Here is a 17,091-nt window from a genome sequence, read left to right as displayed (position 1 = left end):
ACCTCCCTCTTCCCGTAACCCAAGACTTCAGAATTTAGAGAACAAGAGAGAACAGGGACCATATGTCCAGCGAATCCTCCTTCGGCCTCATGCAGATCGGCCTCGCCACCGCGGAAGACATCCGTGGCTGGTCTTACGGCGAGGTTAAGAAGCCGGAAACCATCAACTACCGCACGCTCAAGCCCGAGAAGGACGGCCTCTTCTGCGAGAAGATCTTCGGCCCGTCCCGCGACTGGGAATGCTACTGCGGCAAGTACAAGCGCGTGCGCTTCAAGGGCATCATCTGCGAGCGGTGTGGCGTTGAGGTCACCCGTGCCAAGGTCCGCCGTGAGCGCATGGGCCACATCGAACTGGCTGCGCCCGTAACGCACATCTGGTACTTCAAGGGTGTTCCGTCCCGCCTGGGCTACCTCCTTGACCTGGCACCGAAGGACCTTGAGAAGGTCATCTACTTCGCTGCCTACATGATCACGAGCGTCGACACCGACAGCCGCCACGAGGAACTGCCCAACCTGCAGGTTGAGCACGACATCGAGAAGAAGCAGCTGGTTGACAACCGCGACTCCGACATCGCCACGATCGCCCGCGACCTTGAGAACGAGCTTGCCCGTCTCGAAGGCGAAGGCGCCAAGGCTGCCGACAAGAAGAAGGCCCGCGACTCCGCGGACCGTCAGATGGCCAATGTGCGTAAGCGTGCCGACGCCGACATCGAGCGCCTCGAGCAGGTCTGGGACCGCTTCAAGAACCTCAAGGTCGCAGACCTCGAAGGCGATGAAGGCCTCTACCGCGAACTGCGTGACCGCTACGGCATGTACTTCGAAGGCTCCATGGGTGCCGAAGCCATCAAGAAGCGTCTTGAGAACTTCGACATGCAGGCCGAGTCGGACCTCCTGCGCGACATCATTGCCAACGGCAAGGGCCAGCGCAAGACCCGCGCCCTGAAGCGCCTGAAGGTGGTCAACGCCTTCCTGACCACCAACAACAGCCCGCTCGGCATGGTGCTGGACGCCGTCCCGGTGATCCCGCCGGAACTGCGCCCGATGGTCCAGTTGGACGGTGGCCGCTTCGCGACCTCCGACCTCAACGACCTCTACCGTCGTGTGATCAACCGCAACAACCGCCTCAAGCGACTGCTTGACCTCGGTGCTCCGGAGATCATCGTCAACAACGAGAAGCGCATGCTTCAGGAAGCTGTTGACAGCCTCTTCGACAACGGCCGTCGTGGGCGTCCGGTTACGGGTCCGGGCAACCGTCCGCTGAAGTCCCTGAGCGACATGCTCAAGGGCAAGCAGGGTCGTTTCCGCCAGAACCTGCTCGGCAAGCGCGTTGACTACTCCGGCCGTTCGGTCATCGTTGTCGGCCCGCAGCTGAAGCTGCACCAGTGTGGCCTGCCCAAGCAGATGGCTCTGGAGCTCTTCAAGCCGTTCGTGATGAAGCGCCTGGTTGACCTCAACCACGCCCAGAACATCAAGTCGGCCAAGCGCATGGTTGAGCGTTACCGTCCGCAGGTCTGGGACGTTCTCGAAGAGATCATCACCGAGCACCCTGTGCTGCTGAACCGTGCACCTACCCTGCACCGCCTCGGCATCCAGGCGTTCGAGCCCCAGCTTGTTGAAGGCAAGGCTATCCAGCTGCACCCGCTGGTTTGTGGCGCCTTCAACGCTGACTTCGACGGCGACCAGATGGCAGTCCACCTGCCCCTGAGCCCCGAAGCCCAGGCTGAAGCACGCATCCTGATGCTGTCCTCGAACAACATCCTGAAGCCGTCTGACGGCCGCCCCGTGACCCTTCCTTCGCAGGATATGATCATCGGCCTCTACCACCTGACCACCAAGCGTGTCGGTTCAGCTGGCGAAGGCCGGATCTTCTCCTCGGTTTCGGAAGCCATCATGGCGTTCGACCTGCACGAGCTGCACCTGAACTCCCAGGTAAAGATCCGCCTTGAGGGCTTTGTCCCTTACGCCGGCTGGGAAGCTCCGGAAGGCTGGGAGCCGGGTCAGACCGCGCTCGTCCAGACCTCCCTGGGCCAGGTCATCTTCAACCAGACCCTGCCCGAGGACTACCCGTGGGTTGAGGCTGTTGCCGACAAGGGCGAACTGTCCCGCATCGTCAACGACCTCGCCGAGCGCTACCCGAAGGTTGTCACCGCGGCAACGCTGGACAACCTGAAGGATGCCGGTTTCTACTGGGCCACCCGCTCAGGCGTCACGGTCGCCATCTCCGACATCGAGGTCCCGGTTGAGAAGCCGGTCATCCTTGCCGGTTACGAAGAGCGCGCCGCCAAGATCCAGGGCCAGTACGACAAGGGCCTGATCGACGACGACGAGCGTCGCCAGGAACTGATCGAGATCTGGAACAAGGCAACGAACGAGATCGCGCAGGTCATGCGCGACAACCTGTCGCCGATGAACACCATCAACCGCATGGTGTCCTCCGGCGCACGTGGTAACTGGATGCAGGTCCGTCAGATCGCGGGTATCCGTGGCCTGGTGGCCAACCCTAAGGGTGAGATCATCCCGCGTCCGATCAAGTCCTCCTACCGCGAGGGCCTGTCCGTGCTGGAATACTTCATCGCGACGCACGGTGCCCGTAAGGGTCTGGCTGACACCGCCCTGCGTACCGCCAACTCGGGTTACCTGACCCGTCGTCTGGTGGACGTCTCGCAGGACGTCATCGTCCGTGAAGAGGACTGCGGCACCGAACGCGGCCTCGTCACCCCGATTGCCGTGGCTGACGCCAACGGCGAGCTGGTCCTGGACGAGAACGTTGAGAACAGCGCGTACGCCCGTACCCTGGCCGTGGATGTCGTTGACTCCAAGGGCAAGGTCCTGGCTGCCGGCGGCACCGATTGCGGCGACGTGGTCATTGCCGAACTGTTCGCAGCCGGTATCACCGAGGTCAAGGTCCGCTCCGTACTCACCTGTGAGTCCAGCGTCGGCACCTGCGCCCTGTGCTACGGCCGTTCGCTGGCCACCGGCAAGACCGTGGACATCGGTGAGGCAGTGGGCATCATCGCCGCACAGTCCATCGGTGAGCCCGGTACCCAGCTGACCATGCGTACGTTCCACACCGGTGGTGCTGTTTCCGCCAGCGGCGGCGACGACATCACCCAGGGTCTGCCCCGTATCCAGGAGCTCTTCGAAGCCCGTACTCCGAAGGGTGTCGCACCGATTGCAGAAGCAGCCGGCCGCATCACCATCGAAGAGTCCGAGCGCCAGATGCGCCTGGTCATCACTCCGGATGACGGCAGCGAAGAGATCGCCTACCCGGTCCTTCGCCGCTCACGCCTCCTGATTGAAGACGGCCAGCACGTCGCGGTGGGCCAGAAGCTCATCAACGGTCCGGTCGACCCCAAGCAGGTTCTTCGCATCATGGGTCCCCGTGCTGCACAGAAGTTCCTGGTGGACGAGGTCCAGGGCGTGTACCGCAGCCAGGGCATCGGTATCCACGACAAGCACGTCGAGGTTATCGTTCGCCAGATGCTGCGCCGCGTCACGGTCATCGAGTCGGGTGAATCCGACCTGCTCCCCGGCGAACTCGCCGAGCGCAGCCGCTTCGAAGACGCCAACCGTCGCGTTGTGTCCGAGGGCAAGACTCCGGCTTCCGGACGTCCCGAGCTCATGGGCATCACCAAGGCATCCCTGGCGACCGAGTCCTGGCTGTCGGCAGCTTCCTTCCAGGAGACCACCCGCGTTCTCACGCAGGCGGCCATGGAAGGCAAGAGCGACCCGCTGCTCGGCCTCAAGGAAAACGTCATCATCGGTAAGCTCATCCCGGCTGGCACGGGTCTCCCGCGCTACACGGAGGTCACGGTGGAGCCGACTGAAGAAGCAAAGGCAAACCTGTTCACAGGTCCCAGCGCATTCAGCGACTTCTCCTACGACACCCTGGGCGGCGACGGAGCTCCTGAGTTCCACGCCATTCCGCTGGATGACTACGATCTCGGCAGCGACTTCCGCTAACCGTTAATTCGGCGTCGGGCCCCGCCACCTCTCTGTTTTGAACAACGGAGCGGTGGCGGGGCCTTTCCGTTGGCCCGATTAAGGCTTGACGGCCGTCCATGTTAGACTGGATACCAATTGTTATTGTGGCAGTGGATGAGAGCGCCGGCTGAGCTGAAAGGCAAAGCCAGAGCGACGTTTCCGGTTTGCAGGGTTCTTGTGCAACGTATGCCACATTTTTGCATGCCTAGGGACCGATCATGACGTAAGTCTGGGTCCCGGTCTGCGATCCGACTATTAAGGCTTCGCCTCAGCTGCTCTGGAGATTCTTCAAAGCTCGGGCGGCGGGGCAAAGCAAAAGGAGAGCGGCTGTCAGCGGCCGCTCCGGATAAAACGGAGAACACGAGAGTGCCTACGATTAACCAGTTGGTCCGTAAGGGCCGCACGCCTAAGGTCTCAAAGACCAAGGCTCCCGCGCTTAAGGGCAGCCCGATGCGCCGCGGTGTTTGCACCCGCGTCTACACCACCACCCCGAAGAAGCCGAACTCGGCTCTGCGTAAGGTAGCACGTGTGCGCCTTAACGGTGGCGTTGAGGTTACCGCTTACATCCCCGGTGTAGGCCACAACCTCCAGGAGCACTCCATTGTGCTCGTCCGTGGCGGTCGTGTGAAGGACCTCCCGGGTGTCCGTTACAAGATCGTCCGTGGCGCCCTCGATACCCAGGGTGTGAAGAACCGTAAGCAGGCCCGCAGCCGCTACGGCGCAAAGATGGAGAAGAAGTAATATGCCTCGCAAGGGTCCGGCCCCCAAGCGGCCGCTAGTACTAGATCCCGTTTACGGCTCCCCGCTGGTCACCCAGCTGATCAACAAGGTGCTGGTAGACGGCAAGAAGTCCACCGCTGAGCGCATCGTTTACGGTGCCCTTGAAGGCGCCCGCGCAAAGTCCGGCGGCGACCCCGTAGCAGCCCTCAAGAAGGCCATGGACAACGTCAAGCCTTCCCTCGAGGTCCGCTCACGCCGCGTCGGTGGCGCAACCTACCAGGTTCCGGTTGAGGTCAAGCCGGGCCGCTCCACGGCCCTCGCCCTCCGCTGGCTGGTCGGCTACTCCAAGGCCCGCCGCGAAAAGACGATGACCGAGCGTCTCCAGAACGAAATCCTGGATGCCTCGAACGGTCTCGGTGCCGCTGTGAAGCGTCGCGAAGACACCCACAAGATGGCCGAGTCCAACAAGGCCTTCGCACACTACCGCTGGTAATACTTCCCGGACGCCGCCGGCTCTGACGAGCCGGCGGCGAACGTGTAGTCCATCCGAAAGGGAGACACCGTGGCACAGGACGTGCTTACCGACCTTAGTAAGGTCCGCAATATCGGCATCATGGCCCACATTGATGCCGGCAAGACCACCACCACCGAGCGCATTCTGTTCTACACAGGTGTGAACCACAAGATCGGCGAAACGCACGACGGCGCTTCGACCACCGACTGGATGGAACAGGAAAAGGAACGCGGCATCACCATCACGTCTGCCGCCGTGACCTGCTTCTGGGAGAACAACCAGATCAACATCATCGACACCCCCGGCCACGTGGACTTCACGGTCGAGGTTGAGCGGTCCCTGCGCGTCCTCGACGGTGCAGTTGCCGTGTTCGACGGCAAGGAAGGCGTGGAGCCGCAGTCTGAGACTGTGTGGCGCCAGGCTGACAAGTACAACGTTCCGCGTATTTGCTTCGTCAACAAGATGGACAAGCTGGGCGCTGACTTCTACTTCACCGTAGACACCATCATCAGCCGCCTCGGTGCCAAGCCGCTTGTTATGCAGCTACCGATCGGTGCCGAGAACGACTTCATCGGCGTCGTCGACCTGCTCTACATGCGCGCACTGGTGTGGCCCGGCGATGCCAAGGGTGACGTCACCATGGGTGCCAAGTACGAGATCCGCGAGATCCCGGCTGACCTCCAGGAGAAGGCTGACGAGTACCGCGCAACGCTCATTGAGACCGTTGCAGAGTCCTCCGAAGAACTCATGGAGAAGTACCTTGAGGGCGAAGAGATCTCCATCGACGAGCTCAAGGCCGGCATCCGCAAGATGACGATCAACTCCGAGATCTACCCGGTCTTCTGCGGTTCCGCATTCAAGAACCGTGGCGTTCAGCCGATGCTGGATGCTGTTGTCGACTACCTGCCGAACCCGCTCGACGTCCCCCCGATGATCGGCCACGATCCTCGCGACGAAGAGAAGGAACTGACTCGTAAGCCGTCTTCTGAAGAGCCGTTCTCCGCACTGGCCTTCAAGATCGCCGCGCACCCCTTCTTCGGCCAGCTGACCTTCATCCGCGTGTACTCCGGTCACGTGGAAGCAGGCGCCCAGGTGGTTAACTCCACCAAGGGCAAGAAGGAGCGCATCGGCAAGCTGTTCCAGATGCACGCCAACAAGGAAATGCCTGTTGAGGGCGCTACCGCCGGCCACATCTATGCAGCCATCGGTCTGAAGGACACCACCACGGGTGACACCCTGTGTGATTCCGCCAACCAGATCGTTCTCGAGTCCATGAGCTTCCCGGAGCCCGTGATCTCGGTTGCCATCGAGCCGAACACCAAGGGTGACCAGGAGAAGCTCTCCACGGCCATCCAGAAGCTCTCCGCTGAGGACCCGACCTTCCAGGTCTCCCTCAACGAAGACACCGGTCAGACCATCATCGCCGGCATGGGCGAGCTCCACCTGGACATCCTGGTGGACCGCATGCGCCGCGAATTCAAGGTCGAGGCAAACGTTGGCAAGCCGCAGGTTGCTTACCGCGAAACCATCAAGCGCGCTGTAGAGCGTCACGACTACACGCACAAGAAGCAGACCGGTGGTTCCGGCCAGTTCGCAAAGATCCAGATTGCGATCGAGCCGCTGGACACCGCTGAAGGCGAGCTGTACGAGTTCGAGAACAAGGTCACCGGTGGCCGCGTTCCGCGCGAATACATCCCGTCGGTCGACGCCGGTATCCAGGATGCACTGAACGACGGCGTCCTGGCCGGCTACCCGGTTGTCGGCATCAAGGCCACGCTGATTGACGGCGCGTACCACGATGTTGACTCCTCGGAAATGGCGTTCAAGATCGCCGGCCGTATGGCTTTCAAGGAAGCTGCACGCAAGGCGAACCCTGTTCTGCTTGAACCGCTGATGGATGTTGAGGTCCGCACCCCTGAGGAATACATGGGTGAAGTTATCGGTGACCTCAACTCCCGCCGTGGCCAGATGCAGTCCATGGAGGATGCCCAGGGCGTCAAGGTAATCCGCGCACACGTCCCGCTGTCCGGCATGTTCGGCTACATCGGTGACCTGCGTTCCAAGACCCAGGGCCGTGCTGTTTACTCCATGACGTTCAACAGCTACGCCGAGGTCCCGAAGGCTGTCGCCGACGAGATCATCCAGAAGAACCGCGGCGAGTAGTCCACCGGACTTTCAAAGCGACAAACTCGGGTGTATTTCCGATTTCGGAAACTCACCCGGTGCAGGTGGCCGGTTCCCGGTTAGATGCAGTCCGGTCAAGCCGGGCTCCGGCCATCTGCACGAACAGGCTCGAGGGACTAGTATTAGTTCCTGAATCTGCAATTTCACCAATCCAAAGCCCCCCAAGTAGACTTACTGAAGTTTCGGCCGCGACAAGCGCAGCTGAAGGGTAAGTCATTTGAAAACGTTCTAGGAGGAACCTGTGGCAAAGGCAAAGTTCGAGCGGACTAAGCCGCACGTTAACATCGGTACCATTGGTCACGTTGACCACGGTAAGACGACGTTGACGGCCGCCATTTCCAAGGTGCTGTACGACAAGTACCCGACTCTCAACGAGAAGCGTGACTTCGCGTCGATTGACTCTGCTCCCGAAGAGCGTCAGCGCGGCATTACCATCAACATCTCCCACGTTGAGTACCAGACCGAGAAGCGCCACTACGCACACGTAGACGCTCCGGGTCACGCTGACTACATCAAGAACATGATCACCGGCGCTGCCCAGATGGACGGTGCAATCCTCGTGGTTGCCGCCACTGACGGCCCGATGGCACAGACTCGCGAGCACGTTCTGCTCGCCCGCCAGGTTGGTGTTCCCTACCTGCTGGTGGCACTGAACAAGGCTGACATGGTCGACGACGAGGAACTCCTCGACCTCGTTGAAATGGAAGTTCGTGAGCTCCTGAGCTCGCAGGGCTTCGATGGCGACGAAGCACCGGTCGTTCGCGTTTCGGGCCTGAAGGCTCTGGAAGGCGACCCGGAGTGGGTCAAGTCCGTTGAGGACCTGATGGCTGCTGTCGACGAGTCCGTTCCGGACCCCGTACGTGACCGCGACAAGCCGTTCCTGATGCCGATCGAAGACGTCTTCACGATCACCGGCCGTGGCACCGTTGTTACGGGCCGCGCCGAGCGTGGAACCCTCGCGATCAACTCTGAGGTCGAGATCGTCGGCATCCGTCCGGTCCAGAAGACCACGGTTACCGGTATCGAGATGTTCCACAAGCAGCTCGACGAAGCATGGGCCGGCGAGAACTGTGGCCTGCTGCTCCGCGGTCTGAAGCGTGATGACGTAGAGCGTGGCCAGGTTGTCGTCAAGCCGGGTTCCATCACCCCGCACACCGACTTCGAGGCTAACGTCTACATCCTCTCCAAGGACGAAGGCGGACGTCACAACCCGTTCTACTCCAACTACCGCCCGCAGTTCTACTTCCGCACCACGGACGTAACCGGCGTTATCACCCTGCCGGAAGGCACGGAAATGGTTATGCCCGGCGACAACACTGAGATGACCGTTGCGCTCATCCAGCCGATCGCTATGGAAGAGGGCCTCGGCTTCGCAATCCGCGAAGGCGGCCGCACCGTTGGTTCGGGACGTGTCACCAAGATCATCAAGTAGTTCTTGACGATCAAGGATCAGGGAGCCGGCTAACGGACCTCTGATACTTATCAACAGCCCCGCTGCGTTTTTACGCAGCGGGGCTGTTTTTTGCTAGAGTTATTCCAGTCGCTGGATAAAATGCCGTGGTCCATTTGGCGGCAATGACACCGAAAGGAATACCTTGATGTGGTCTGCCCTCATGACGTTTCTGTTCATCATTGCCACCGTTCTGTTGGTCTCCTCCCGGCGCTCCATCCGAGAGCTCAGGGACGCTAACGCCGAGGCTTACCGAAGCGGCTTCATGGCTGGGCACGTCCAGGGGTGGAACGACTGCGCAACCGCGGCCTCTGTTCAGCGCACACCCGGTGCTGGGCTTCCCGCCGCTGCTGCAAATGTCCGCGGGACAGCCTGGGCCAGCCGCCCCGCGGCAGCGGAAGCGCCTAATGCGGACTCTGTGGATCTGTCCCCGCGGCCCTCGCTTCAGGCCGTCGAGCTGTCCCCGCGCCAGCCTTCCGACGCCGCGCTCACTCGGAGAGGACTTGCCGCGCCTCCGGCTCCTGGGCCGGCTACTGATGAGTCACTCGTTGCGGAGTCCGCGGAGGAACTGCAGGCCCGCAAGGAGAGGCGCGAACGCCAGAACATCAACGTCACGCTTTATGTAGCGAGCCTGTTGCTTGTTGCGGCTGGTGCGCTCTTTGTGGGGACCAGCCTCCCTGCCGTGCTGCGTTTCGCAGGGGTTTGCCTCATCACGGTGCTCTTTTATGGTGCCGGACTGGCAATCCATGCCAAGGCTCCGAGGCTGCGGCCGGCCGCCGTAGCGTTCGCGGGTACTGGGCTGGCGCTGGTCCCCGTGTCCGGCCTGGCGATGTATAACTTTGCCGTGCAGGACGCACCGCTGGCATGGCTCCTCACGTCGCTCGTTGGAACGCTGGCGTACGTGATTGCCGCCGTCAGGCTGGACAGCAGGGTCCTTGCATATCTGTCGCTCACCTTCGTGGTCTCCACGGCGTGGTCAGGTGTCTCCGTGCTCGGTGCTCCGCTCGTCTGGTACTTCGCCGCCATGATCGGCGTTGCCGTGGCCGCGACGGCGGTGACACTAGTGAAGCCCGGCTGGGTCACTCCTCTGTTCCTGCGTCCCATCATGCTTCTCGACCCCTTCGTTGTTCCTGCCGTCGCCCTCGCGGCGATGCTTCTTCCCTTGCGTTTGGAGCGCGGTGAGCTTGCATTGATCATGGCGCTCTGCGGAGCCTATTTCGCCGTGGCGGCTTTGGTGCCCGCCGCCGGGCACCGACTCGCGAAAATCTACGGCGCGCGCCTCGCGCTGACCGTCGCGGCGTCGGCCTGGGCGTGGCACCTCTCCGGCAGTTTCGTCTGGGCCCTTTTCACGGGCGCATTCCTGCTTGCCCTTCAGTCGGCGGCCGTAATCGCGGCGGCAGCGCCTCTCCAGCGATGGAGTCCGGCCCGGGCAGGCAGGCACCACTGGACCGCCGACTCGTTCGTTACGCTTGGCGGGCAGCTGGTGCTGGTCATCATCATGGTCATGCGGGTTTCCGGTAGCACGGAGCACTTGCTGCTCTGGGCGGTTCTTGCCGGCACCGCTACTGGCATGTACACCGCGGTTAGAGCCGGGGGAGCCGCTGAATGGGCGCCTCCGGCAGCTCTGGCAACCGGCCTCGTCGCCACCTTCCAGCTCGGCCCTTGGCTGGCCTTCAATCTGCTTGCGGCAGCGACACTCTTCTGGGCGGTTCGCTCGATGCCATCCCGCCCGGGGCTGCGCCGGCACTTTATCGTTGCCGCGCGCGTAGCCGCAACCTTCGCTGTTCCTGCTTTGGTGACGGCGGTGATGGAGGGAAGCCACGAAGCGCCTGCTGCGGCTGTCTTCGCACTCTCGCTCAGCCTTGTGGTCCAACAGGTGACTTCGGCCGTGGCGGAACGGGCGGGTGCCGCGGTGCTGGTGCCTGTGCCCACCCTTGCCGGGTTTACCGCCGCGGGCGCCCTTTGCCTTATGGCCTTGCCCCTCACGGATTCCACGTCGGGCAACGTGCTTTCGGCGGTAGCCCTGGTCGTCCAGTTGCTGGCTTCGCTGGCGGCCGGGGCCCTCCTGTTTCCGAGGTCCGCAGCGGGCGCGACCTGGCAGCCTGGGGTAGTGGAGTGGCTGCCGCTGGCAATAGCGCTGACCGCCGTCATAACGGCCTACTCCGGGGTCTCTCCAGGCCTCGCCAATGGCCTTCTTGTGCTGGTGGTTCTTTACCTGGGATCGTCGGCGCTTCGCTCCGCTGCGATCAGCCGGCGTTGGGCTTACTGGTGGATGACGCGGGGAGCGGCAACCCTGCTGCTGGCGCTGGCCTACGGTGACCTTCAGAAGCAGTCCGGGCCGTTGGTCATTGCCGGAGATGACATCTCGCTGCCCACGGTCCTGATCGTTGCCCTGGGAGTCCAGCTCGTTTTCCCGCTCGGGGCCGCAGTCCGCGACCGTGCCCCGGACGCCGTGGTAGCCGACGTCGCACTGGTCCTGGTGCTGCAAACCGCCACGCTGGCGCTGGGTGTAATCCTGCCCGAAGCGGCCCTCGGCGGCGCAGCGGACTGGCAGAGAACCGTGACCATCACCGTCATGGCACTCAGTGCCGCCGCGTCCGGCTACGTATTCCGCGACCTGCCCGCGGCCTCAGCCTTCGCGCCGTCCATGCTGGCCGTCCTGCTGGTCTGCAGTGCCGGGATTTTGCCCGACGTGGAGCTCCTGCTCGGAATCTTCGCTGTTTACAGCGCGGTCATGGTTGTCGCGGCGGAACCGCGGCAGGCCAAGGGCGCGTACTTTGCTTCGGCGCGCATACTAACTGCCGCCTTGGCAATCGCCTTTAGCTACGATGTCACGGCGTCGGCCACGGCAGTGTCGCTGACCTTCGCAGGAGTGCTGGCTTTCCAACACGTGGTCCGCTGGTTCATGCGGCACCGTCTGGAGCAGGTGCCGTTCCAGGATGCCGCAGTGTGGCTTACTTTGGCGGCGCAGGCGCTTCTGCCGGCGCTGTATCTCGTCCAGGGGGGCGGTGCGTCCGCTGTGTCCGCAGCCGAAGGCGGGCGCGGCGTCGTCCTGGCGGAACTGCTTCTGCTGTTGCTTGGTGCGGTCGCTGCCCATCGGCTGTTCGCGGCACGCGGTGCGCTGTACCTGAGTGTGTATGCAGCGCTGTTCGGCATTGTCGCGGCGGGACCGGCGCTGCACTTCGGGCCCGGAACTTTCCTCGAAGCGCCACTTCTCAGCCGGGCCGGCGTTCCGCTGGCATTGCTTGCCGTGTCGCTCGCGTTCAACGCTTTCGGACTTCTAGGAGGACGGCGCCCCGAGGGGCAGCAAGTGGCCGCGGTAGACCGCTGGTTCTGGCTGACCGGCGCGGCTGTTCCTGCAGTCGCCGCCGTGCTGACCGCCGCCCAGGCAGCGGACTGGATCACGGGTGCCGCACTTCTGGTCCTGGCCGCCACCGGGTTCACTGCCTCGCACGTGGAACGCCTGCCGCTGTTGTACCCGCCTTCCGCAGCACTCGTCCTGACCGGGGCCACACAGATTGCCGAAACCGTGTTTCGCGGCACTCCGGGCGTATGGGGAGCCTACCTGCCATGGCTGGCCGGCTGCGGGCTGGCCGCCGCGGTCCTCTACGGGGTCAGCTTCGCGTTCAGTGCCCAGGACGGAGTGCGACGCCGGACACTGGTGTGCGCAGGTGCGCTTGGCCTGGCCGTGCCCGCCCTGGCCGGGCTGGTGCGCGACGCAACCTCCCTGACGGCGTCCCTGCTGGTGGCCGCGACAGTGGCCGTGATCGTCCGGGAAGTTCCGGTCGGGATGCGGTGGCTGGCCGCCGAAATTGGCACATTCGTCGTGACGGTTGCCGTACAGCGTGCACTACTTGTCACGGAGGGCCACCTCCAGTCCCCGTTCTGGGCGGTGCAGTGGTACGTGCTGCTAGCCGCGGCCATGGCCGCGGCCCACTATACCATCGGATCCGGGAGGGCAGGGCGCATCCTGCTGGCTTCGGGCGCTGCCCTGCTCGGGCTGAGCGGCGTGGGGATTCTCTTTGGCGGATCCGGCGGCCAGCAGCTGTGGATCCTGGCACTGCATGCGGCGCTCCTGCTGTCCGGGCTGCTCATCGGTGAGCGGATGTTCGTCTGGTGGGGCGCCGCCGGTGTTTCGCTGTGCCTGATGTGGGCCCTTCGGTCCTACACGTTCGCCCTGCTGGCGCTGATCGCCGTCGGGCTCATCGTCTTTGCCTTGTGGAAGCTGTCGCGTGCCAAGCCTGTGGCGCCGGCTGATGCGGCGTCCCTGCCCGAACCGCAGCCGACGCCCGACGGGCGGCAGGATCGTTCTTCTTGATGCCTTGGTAAGGTTGCTGACAACGAAAGGACAGCAACATGGAATGGTTAATTTTCCTCTTGGTTGCCGCTGCGGTCGTCGTCGGCGTCTTCTGGGCGAAGAAGCACTTCCGCCAGGAGATCGAACGCGCCAAGCGCATCAACCGCGCCAACAAGAACCAGTAGGTCCGGGCTTAAGCTTTCCGGGCCCGGCTCAGCGCCTGGAGCCAATAGAAGGACTCCTTGGGTGTCCGTTCCAGCGTGTCAAAGTCCACGTGGATCAGGCCGAAACGCTGCGAGTACCCAGCGGCCCACTCAAAATTGTCCAGAAGCGTCCACACGTAGTAGCCCAGGAGTTTCACGTCCTCGGCCAGGCCGCCGGGTGACGTGGCCGCCAGCGCATGGCCCAGGTGGCTGGCGAGGTACTCGATTCTGTTGGAGTCGGCAATCGGACCGGTCACATGCTCCGGCTCCGGGAAGCTCGCTCCGCTCTCAGTGATGTACAGCGGCGGCAAAGCATCCCCGTAGCGGTCTTTCATTTCGCGGAGCAGGATGCCGATGTGTTTGGGGGCCACAGGCCAGCCGAAGCCGGTGGTTTCGTACTCCGGATAGCCCACTTCGTGGAATGGCAACTGGGCCAGCGCGGCAGAATTGTTTGCCGGTATGCTCACGGGCCCCCGGCCCATGGCTACTTTCACGGGGTAGTAGTAATTGAGCCCGTAGAAGTCCAGCGGCTGGTGGATGGTCCGGAGGTCGGCGTCGGAGATCTTGCCCATGGAGCGGAACCATGGCCGGGCCACCAGCGGCAGCTTCGGGTAACGGCCCAGCAGAACGGGGTCCGCGTAGACGCGGTTCATCAAAATATCGAAGATTCGCGCCACCATCCTGTCGCCAGGCTTGCCGGTTGCCGGCCGGACGGGGGAGTGCAGGTTGGTGACGCCGATGGCCCCGGTGACGCCCGCGGCTCGCAAGGCCTGGACGGCGAGTCCGTGCCCCAGCAGTTGATGGTGAATTGACGGCAGGGCGTTGAAGAGGAGATTGTGGCCCGGGGCATGGACGCCCAGTGCATATCCGTTCAGGGTCACCGACACCGGCTCGTTCAGTGTGACCCATTGCGCCACGCGGTCCCCGAACCGTTCTCCGGCTGCTGCGCTGTATTCGGCGAAGCGTTCCGCGGTGGAGCGGTTCAGCCAGCCGCCGCCGTGTTCGAGCGGCAGGGGAGTGTCCCAGTGGTACAGCGTGGCCATCGGTGAGATGCCGGCGTCGAGCAGCTGGTCGATCAGCCGGTCGTAGAAATCAAGGCCCTGATTATTGAAAGAGCCGCGGCCGTCCGGCTGGATGCGGGGCCAGGAAATGGAGAACCGGTAGGAGTCCACGCCGAGTTCGCGCATCAGGGCCACATCTTCGCCGGAACGGTTGTAATGGTCGCAGGCGATGGCAGGAGAGTGCCCGTCCATGATGCTGCCAGGTTTCTCGGCGAAGGCGTCCCAGCCGGACGGGCCGCGCCCGTCAGCCTTGAGGGATCCTTCGATCTGGAACGCGGCGGCGGCCACACCCAGGACGAACTCCGGGTCCAGCCGCTCGGCCAGGCTCTGCAACGCCGCAGAGTTCTGCACAGTCATGCCCCTATCATCCATTCGACAGTTGCTGAAGGCAATGACCCGCCATCTCCGGGTGCTGAAGGGGCCCGGCATATCCTGATTCGCTTCTGCCTGCAAAATCCGGCATACTAGATGAGTTGTTCAAGCGCTCCTTCGCGTCCCGATCCGGATAATGCCGGGTGTCAGGGTCCAGGTAGGAGACCAAACATAACCCACTCCCCATGGAATTGCGGACGAGTACGCGCGCACAGCGCGACACGCCCGACCGCGGGGGTCGGTTACGCCGGCAGGTTGAGGAACCCGGATTCTTCCGGATTCAGCTTGTGCGGCGGGTGGTAGTTACGACTTCAAATGCTTCGGCAGCCGCACAACGCGTAAGTAAACAGGGCAGCCCCAAACAGGGGAAGCACAGACTGAAAGAGAGTCAGGCGACATGGCGGGACAAAAAATCCGCATCCGGCTGAAGTCATACGACCACGAGGTCATTGACGTTTCAGCACGGAAGATCGTTGAGACGGTCACGCGCGCAGGCGCAACGGTAGTCGGCCCCGTGCCGCTGCCGACGGAGAAGAACGTGTACTGCGTTATCCGCTCTCCGCACAAGTACAAGGACAGCCGCGAGCACTTTGAAATGCGCACGCACAAGCGTCTTATCGACATCATCGACCCCACGCCGAAGGCTGTTGACTCGCTTATGCGTCTCGACCTGCCGGCTGACGTGAACATCGAAATCAAGCTGTAGGGAGGTGCTGAGAGACTATGACCGCAACCCGTAACGTAAAGGGCCTGCTGGGCACGAAGCTCGGCATGACCCAGGTCTGGGATGAGAACAACAAGCTCATCCCCGTCACTGTTGTCCAGGCTGACTCAAACGTCATCACCCAGCTGCGCAATGCAGACGTTGATGGCTACGTCGCCGTTCAGATCGGCTACGGCCAGATCGATCCCCGCAAGGTCACCAAGCCGCTGGCTGGTCACTTTGAAAAGGCAGGCGTCACGCCTCGCCGCCACGTTGTCGAACTCCGTACCGCAGATGCTGCCGAGTACGAGCTGGGCCAGGAGCTCTCTGTTGAGGTCTTCGAAGCCGGCCAGAAGATCGACGTCGTTGGCACCACCAAGGGTAAGGGCTTCGCCGGTGTTATGAAGCGTCACGGCTTCCACGGCGTTGGTGCTTCCCACGGTGCACACAAGAACCACCGTAAGCCCGGTTCAATCGGTGGCGCATCCACCCCGAGCCGCGTCTTCAAGGGCATGAAAATGGCCGGCCGCATGGGCGCCGTTCGTCACACCACGCTGAACCTCACGGTTCACGCAGTTGACGTCGAGAAGTCGCTGCTCCTCATCAAGGGCGCCGTTCCCGGTGCCCGCGGCCAGGTCGTCCTCGTACGCACCGCCGTGAAGGGAGCCTAGTTCAATGACTAGCACTGTCAAGGTTGACCTGCCTGCAGAGATCTTCGACGTACAGACCAACGTGCCGCTGCTGCACCAGGTCGTCGTTGCACAGCTCGCTGCTGCTCGCCAGGGTACCCACAAGACCAAGACCCGCGCTGAAGTTTCCGGTGCAGGCCGCAAGCCGTTCAAGCAGAAGGGCACCGGCCGCGCCCGTCAGGGTTCAATCCGCGCTCCTCACATGACCGGTGGTGGCGTTGTCCACGGCCCGACCCCGCGCGACTACAGCCAGCGGACCCCCAAGAAGATGATTGCTGCTGCACTTCGCGGCGCACTGTCTGACCGCGCCCGCAACGGCCGCATCCACGTTGTTGCTGAACTGGTAGCCGGCACCAAGCCGTCCGCCAAGGAAGCACTGGCAACGCTGCGCGGAGTTTCCGAGCGCAAGAACCTGCTCGTTGTCATCGAGCGCGCCAACGATGTTGCCGCACTGTCCGTGCGCAACCTCGCAGATGTTCACGTTCTGTACGCAGACCAGCTGAACACCTACGACGTGCTCGTCTCTGACGACGTAGTCTTCACCAAGGCTGCCTACGAGGCATTCGTTGCCGCCAAGGCAAAGAACGAGGAGGATGCCAAGTGAGCGCAGCCACCATCAAGGACCCGCGCGACGTCGTGCTTGCACCCGTCGTATCGGAAAAGAGCTACGGCCTGATCGATGAGGGAAAGTACACCTTCCTGGTGGACCCCCGCTCGAACAAGACCGAGATCAAGCTGGCCGTGGAGAAGATTTTCTCCGTCAAGGTCGAATCGATCAACACCATCAACCGTGCCGGTAAGCGTAAGCGCACCAAATTCGGCTGGGGAACCCGCAAGAACACCAAGCGTGCGATTGTGACCCTCAAAGAAGGCACGATCGACATCTTCGGCGGTCCGCTCGCGTAGCGGAGACCA

At 62.8% G+C, this 17,091-nt stretch carries 12 protein-coding genes; 11 read left to right on the top strand and 1 reads right to left on the bottom strand.

All coding sequences use genetic code 11. The features are described 5' to 3' along the window. Window positions 1-62 precede the first annotated feature (62 nt). The 7 genes from ACSQ12_RS15470 (at window position 63) to ACSQ12_RS15440 (ending at window position 13,333) form a co-directional block, all read left to right on the top strand. Window positions 63-3,962, top strand: a complete 3,900-nt coding sequence (locus tag ACSQ12_RS15470) for a DNA-directed RNA polymerase subunit beta' (RefSeq protein WP_209743097.1) — start codon at window positions 63-65, stop codon at window positions 3,960-3,962. Between the two features lie 387 nt (window positions 3,963-4,349). Beyond that, window positions 4,350-4,724, top strand: a complete 375-nt coding sequence (rpsL, locus tag ACSQ12_RS15465) for a 30S ribosomal protein S12 (protein WP_009358312.1) — start codon at window positions 4,350-4,352, stop codon at window positions 4,722-4,724. Window position 4,725: 1 nt separating this feature from the next. Further along, window positions 4,726-5,196 carry a 30S ribosomal protein S7 gene (rpsG, locus tag ACSQ12_RS15460; protein ID WP_026531948.1) on the top strand — a complete coding sequence of 157 codons (471 nt, stop codon included), beginning with the start codon at window positions 4,726-4,728 and terminating at the stop codon, window positions 5,194-5,196. 69 nt (window positions 5,197-5,265) lie between these two features. Then, window positions 5,266-7,380, top strand: a complete 2,115-nt coding sequence (fusA, locus tag ACSQ12_RS15455; RefSeq protein WP_436065963.1) for an elongation factor G — start codon at window positions 5,266-5,268, stop codon at window positions 7,378-7,380. A gap of 262 nt (window positions 7,381-7,642) precedes the next feature. Continuing rightward, window positions 7,643-8,833 carry an elongation factor Tu gene (tuf, locus tag ACSQ12_RS15450; protein WP_003803827.1) on the top strand — a complete coding sequence of 397 codons (1,191 nt, stop codon included), beginning with the start codon at window positions 7,643-7,645 and terminating at the stop codon, window positions 8,831-8,833. A 436-nt stretch (window positions 8,834-9,269) separates the two neighbouring features. Further along, window positions 9,270-13,169 carry a hypothetical protein gene (locus ACSQ12_RS15445; protein ID WP_436065962.1) on the top strand — a complete coding sequence of 1,300 codons (3,900 nt, stop codon included), beginning with the start codon at window positions 9,270-9,272 and terminating at the stop codon, window positions 13,167-13,169. 38 nt (window positions 13,170-13,207) lie between these two features. Then, the gene (locus tag ACSQ12_RS15440; RefSeq protein WP_280872676.1) at window positions 13,208-13,333 is read left to right on the top strand and encodes a hypothetical protein; all 126 of its coding nucleotides are present in this window, start codon (window positions 13,208-13,210) and stop codon (window positions 13,331-13,333) included. Between the two features lie 8 nt (window positions 13,334-13,341). On the opposite strand, the gene ACSQ12_RS15435 is transcribed toward ACSQ12_RS15440, so the two are convergent. Then, on the bottom strand, window positions 13,342-14,769 hold the full coding sequence (locus ACSQ12_RS15435; protein WP_436065961.1) for a GH1 family beta-glucosidase: 1,428 nt from the start codon (window positions 14,767-14,769) through the stop codon (window positions 13,342-13,344). A gap of 412 nt (window positions 14,770-15,181) precedes the next feature. Here ACSQ12_RS15435 and rpsJ point away from each other — a divergent pair, with 412 nt between their 5' ends. Genes rpsJ through rplW form a run of 4 tightly spaced genes read left to right on the top strand, consistent with a single transcriptional unit; the run spans window position 15,182 to window position 17,082 of the window. Further along, on the top strand, window positions 15,182-15,490 hold the full coding sequence (gene rpsJ / locus ACSQ12_RS15430) for a 30S ribosomal protein S10 (RefSeq protein WP_003803825.1): 309 nt from the start codon (window positions 15,182-15,184) through the stop codon (window positions 15,488-15,490). A 17-nt stretch (window positions 15,491-15,507) separates the two neighbouring features. Continuing rightward, window positions 15,508-16,158 carry a 50S ribosomal protein L3 gene (gene rplC / locus ACSQ12_RS15425; protein ID WP_011692809.1) on the top strand — a complete coding sequence of 217 codons (651 nt, stop codon included), beginning with the start codon at window positions 15,508-15,510 and terminating at the stop codon, window positions 16,156-16,158. A 4-nt stretch (window positions 16,159-16,162) separates the two neighbouring features. Continuing rightward, a complete protein-coding gene (rplD, locus tag ACSQ12_RS15420) occupies window positions 16,163-16,780 on the top strand; it encodes a 50S ribosomal protein L4 (protein ID WP_011692808.1) in 618 nt (205 codons plus the stop codon). Next, window positions 16,777-17,082 carry a 50S ribosomal protein L23 gene (gene rplW, locus ACSQ12_RS15415; protein ID WP_011692807.1) on the top strand — a complete coding sequence of 102 codons (306 nt, stop codon included), beginning with the start codon at window positions 16,777-16,779 and terminating at the stop codon, window positions 17,080-17,082. Before rplD ends, rplW begins: the two co-directional genes overlap by 4 nt. The last annotated feature ends 9 nt before the right edge of the window (window positions 17,083-17,091 follow it).

Origin of the sequence: Arthrobacter sp. LjRoot14 (assembly GCF_964253905.1) — a bacterium.
Lineage (GTDB): Bacteria > Actinomycetota > Actinomycetes > Actinomycetales > Micrococcaceae > Arthrobacter.
The sequence above is the reverse complement of the archived record's forward strand: the minus strand, read 5'-3'. Positions and strand labels throughout refer to the sequence as shown.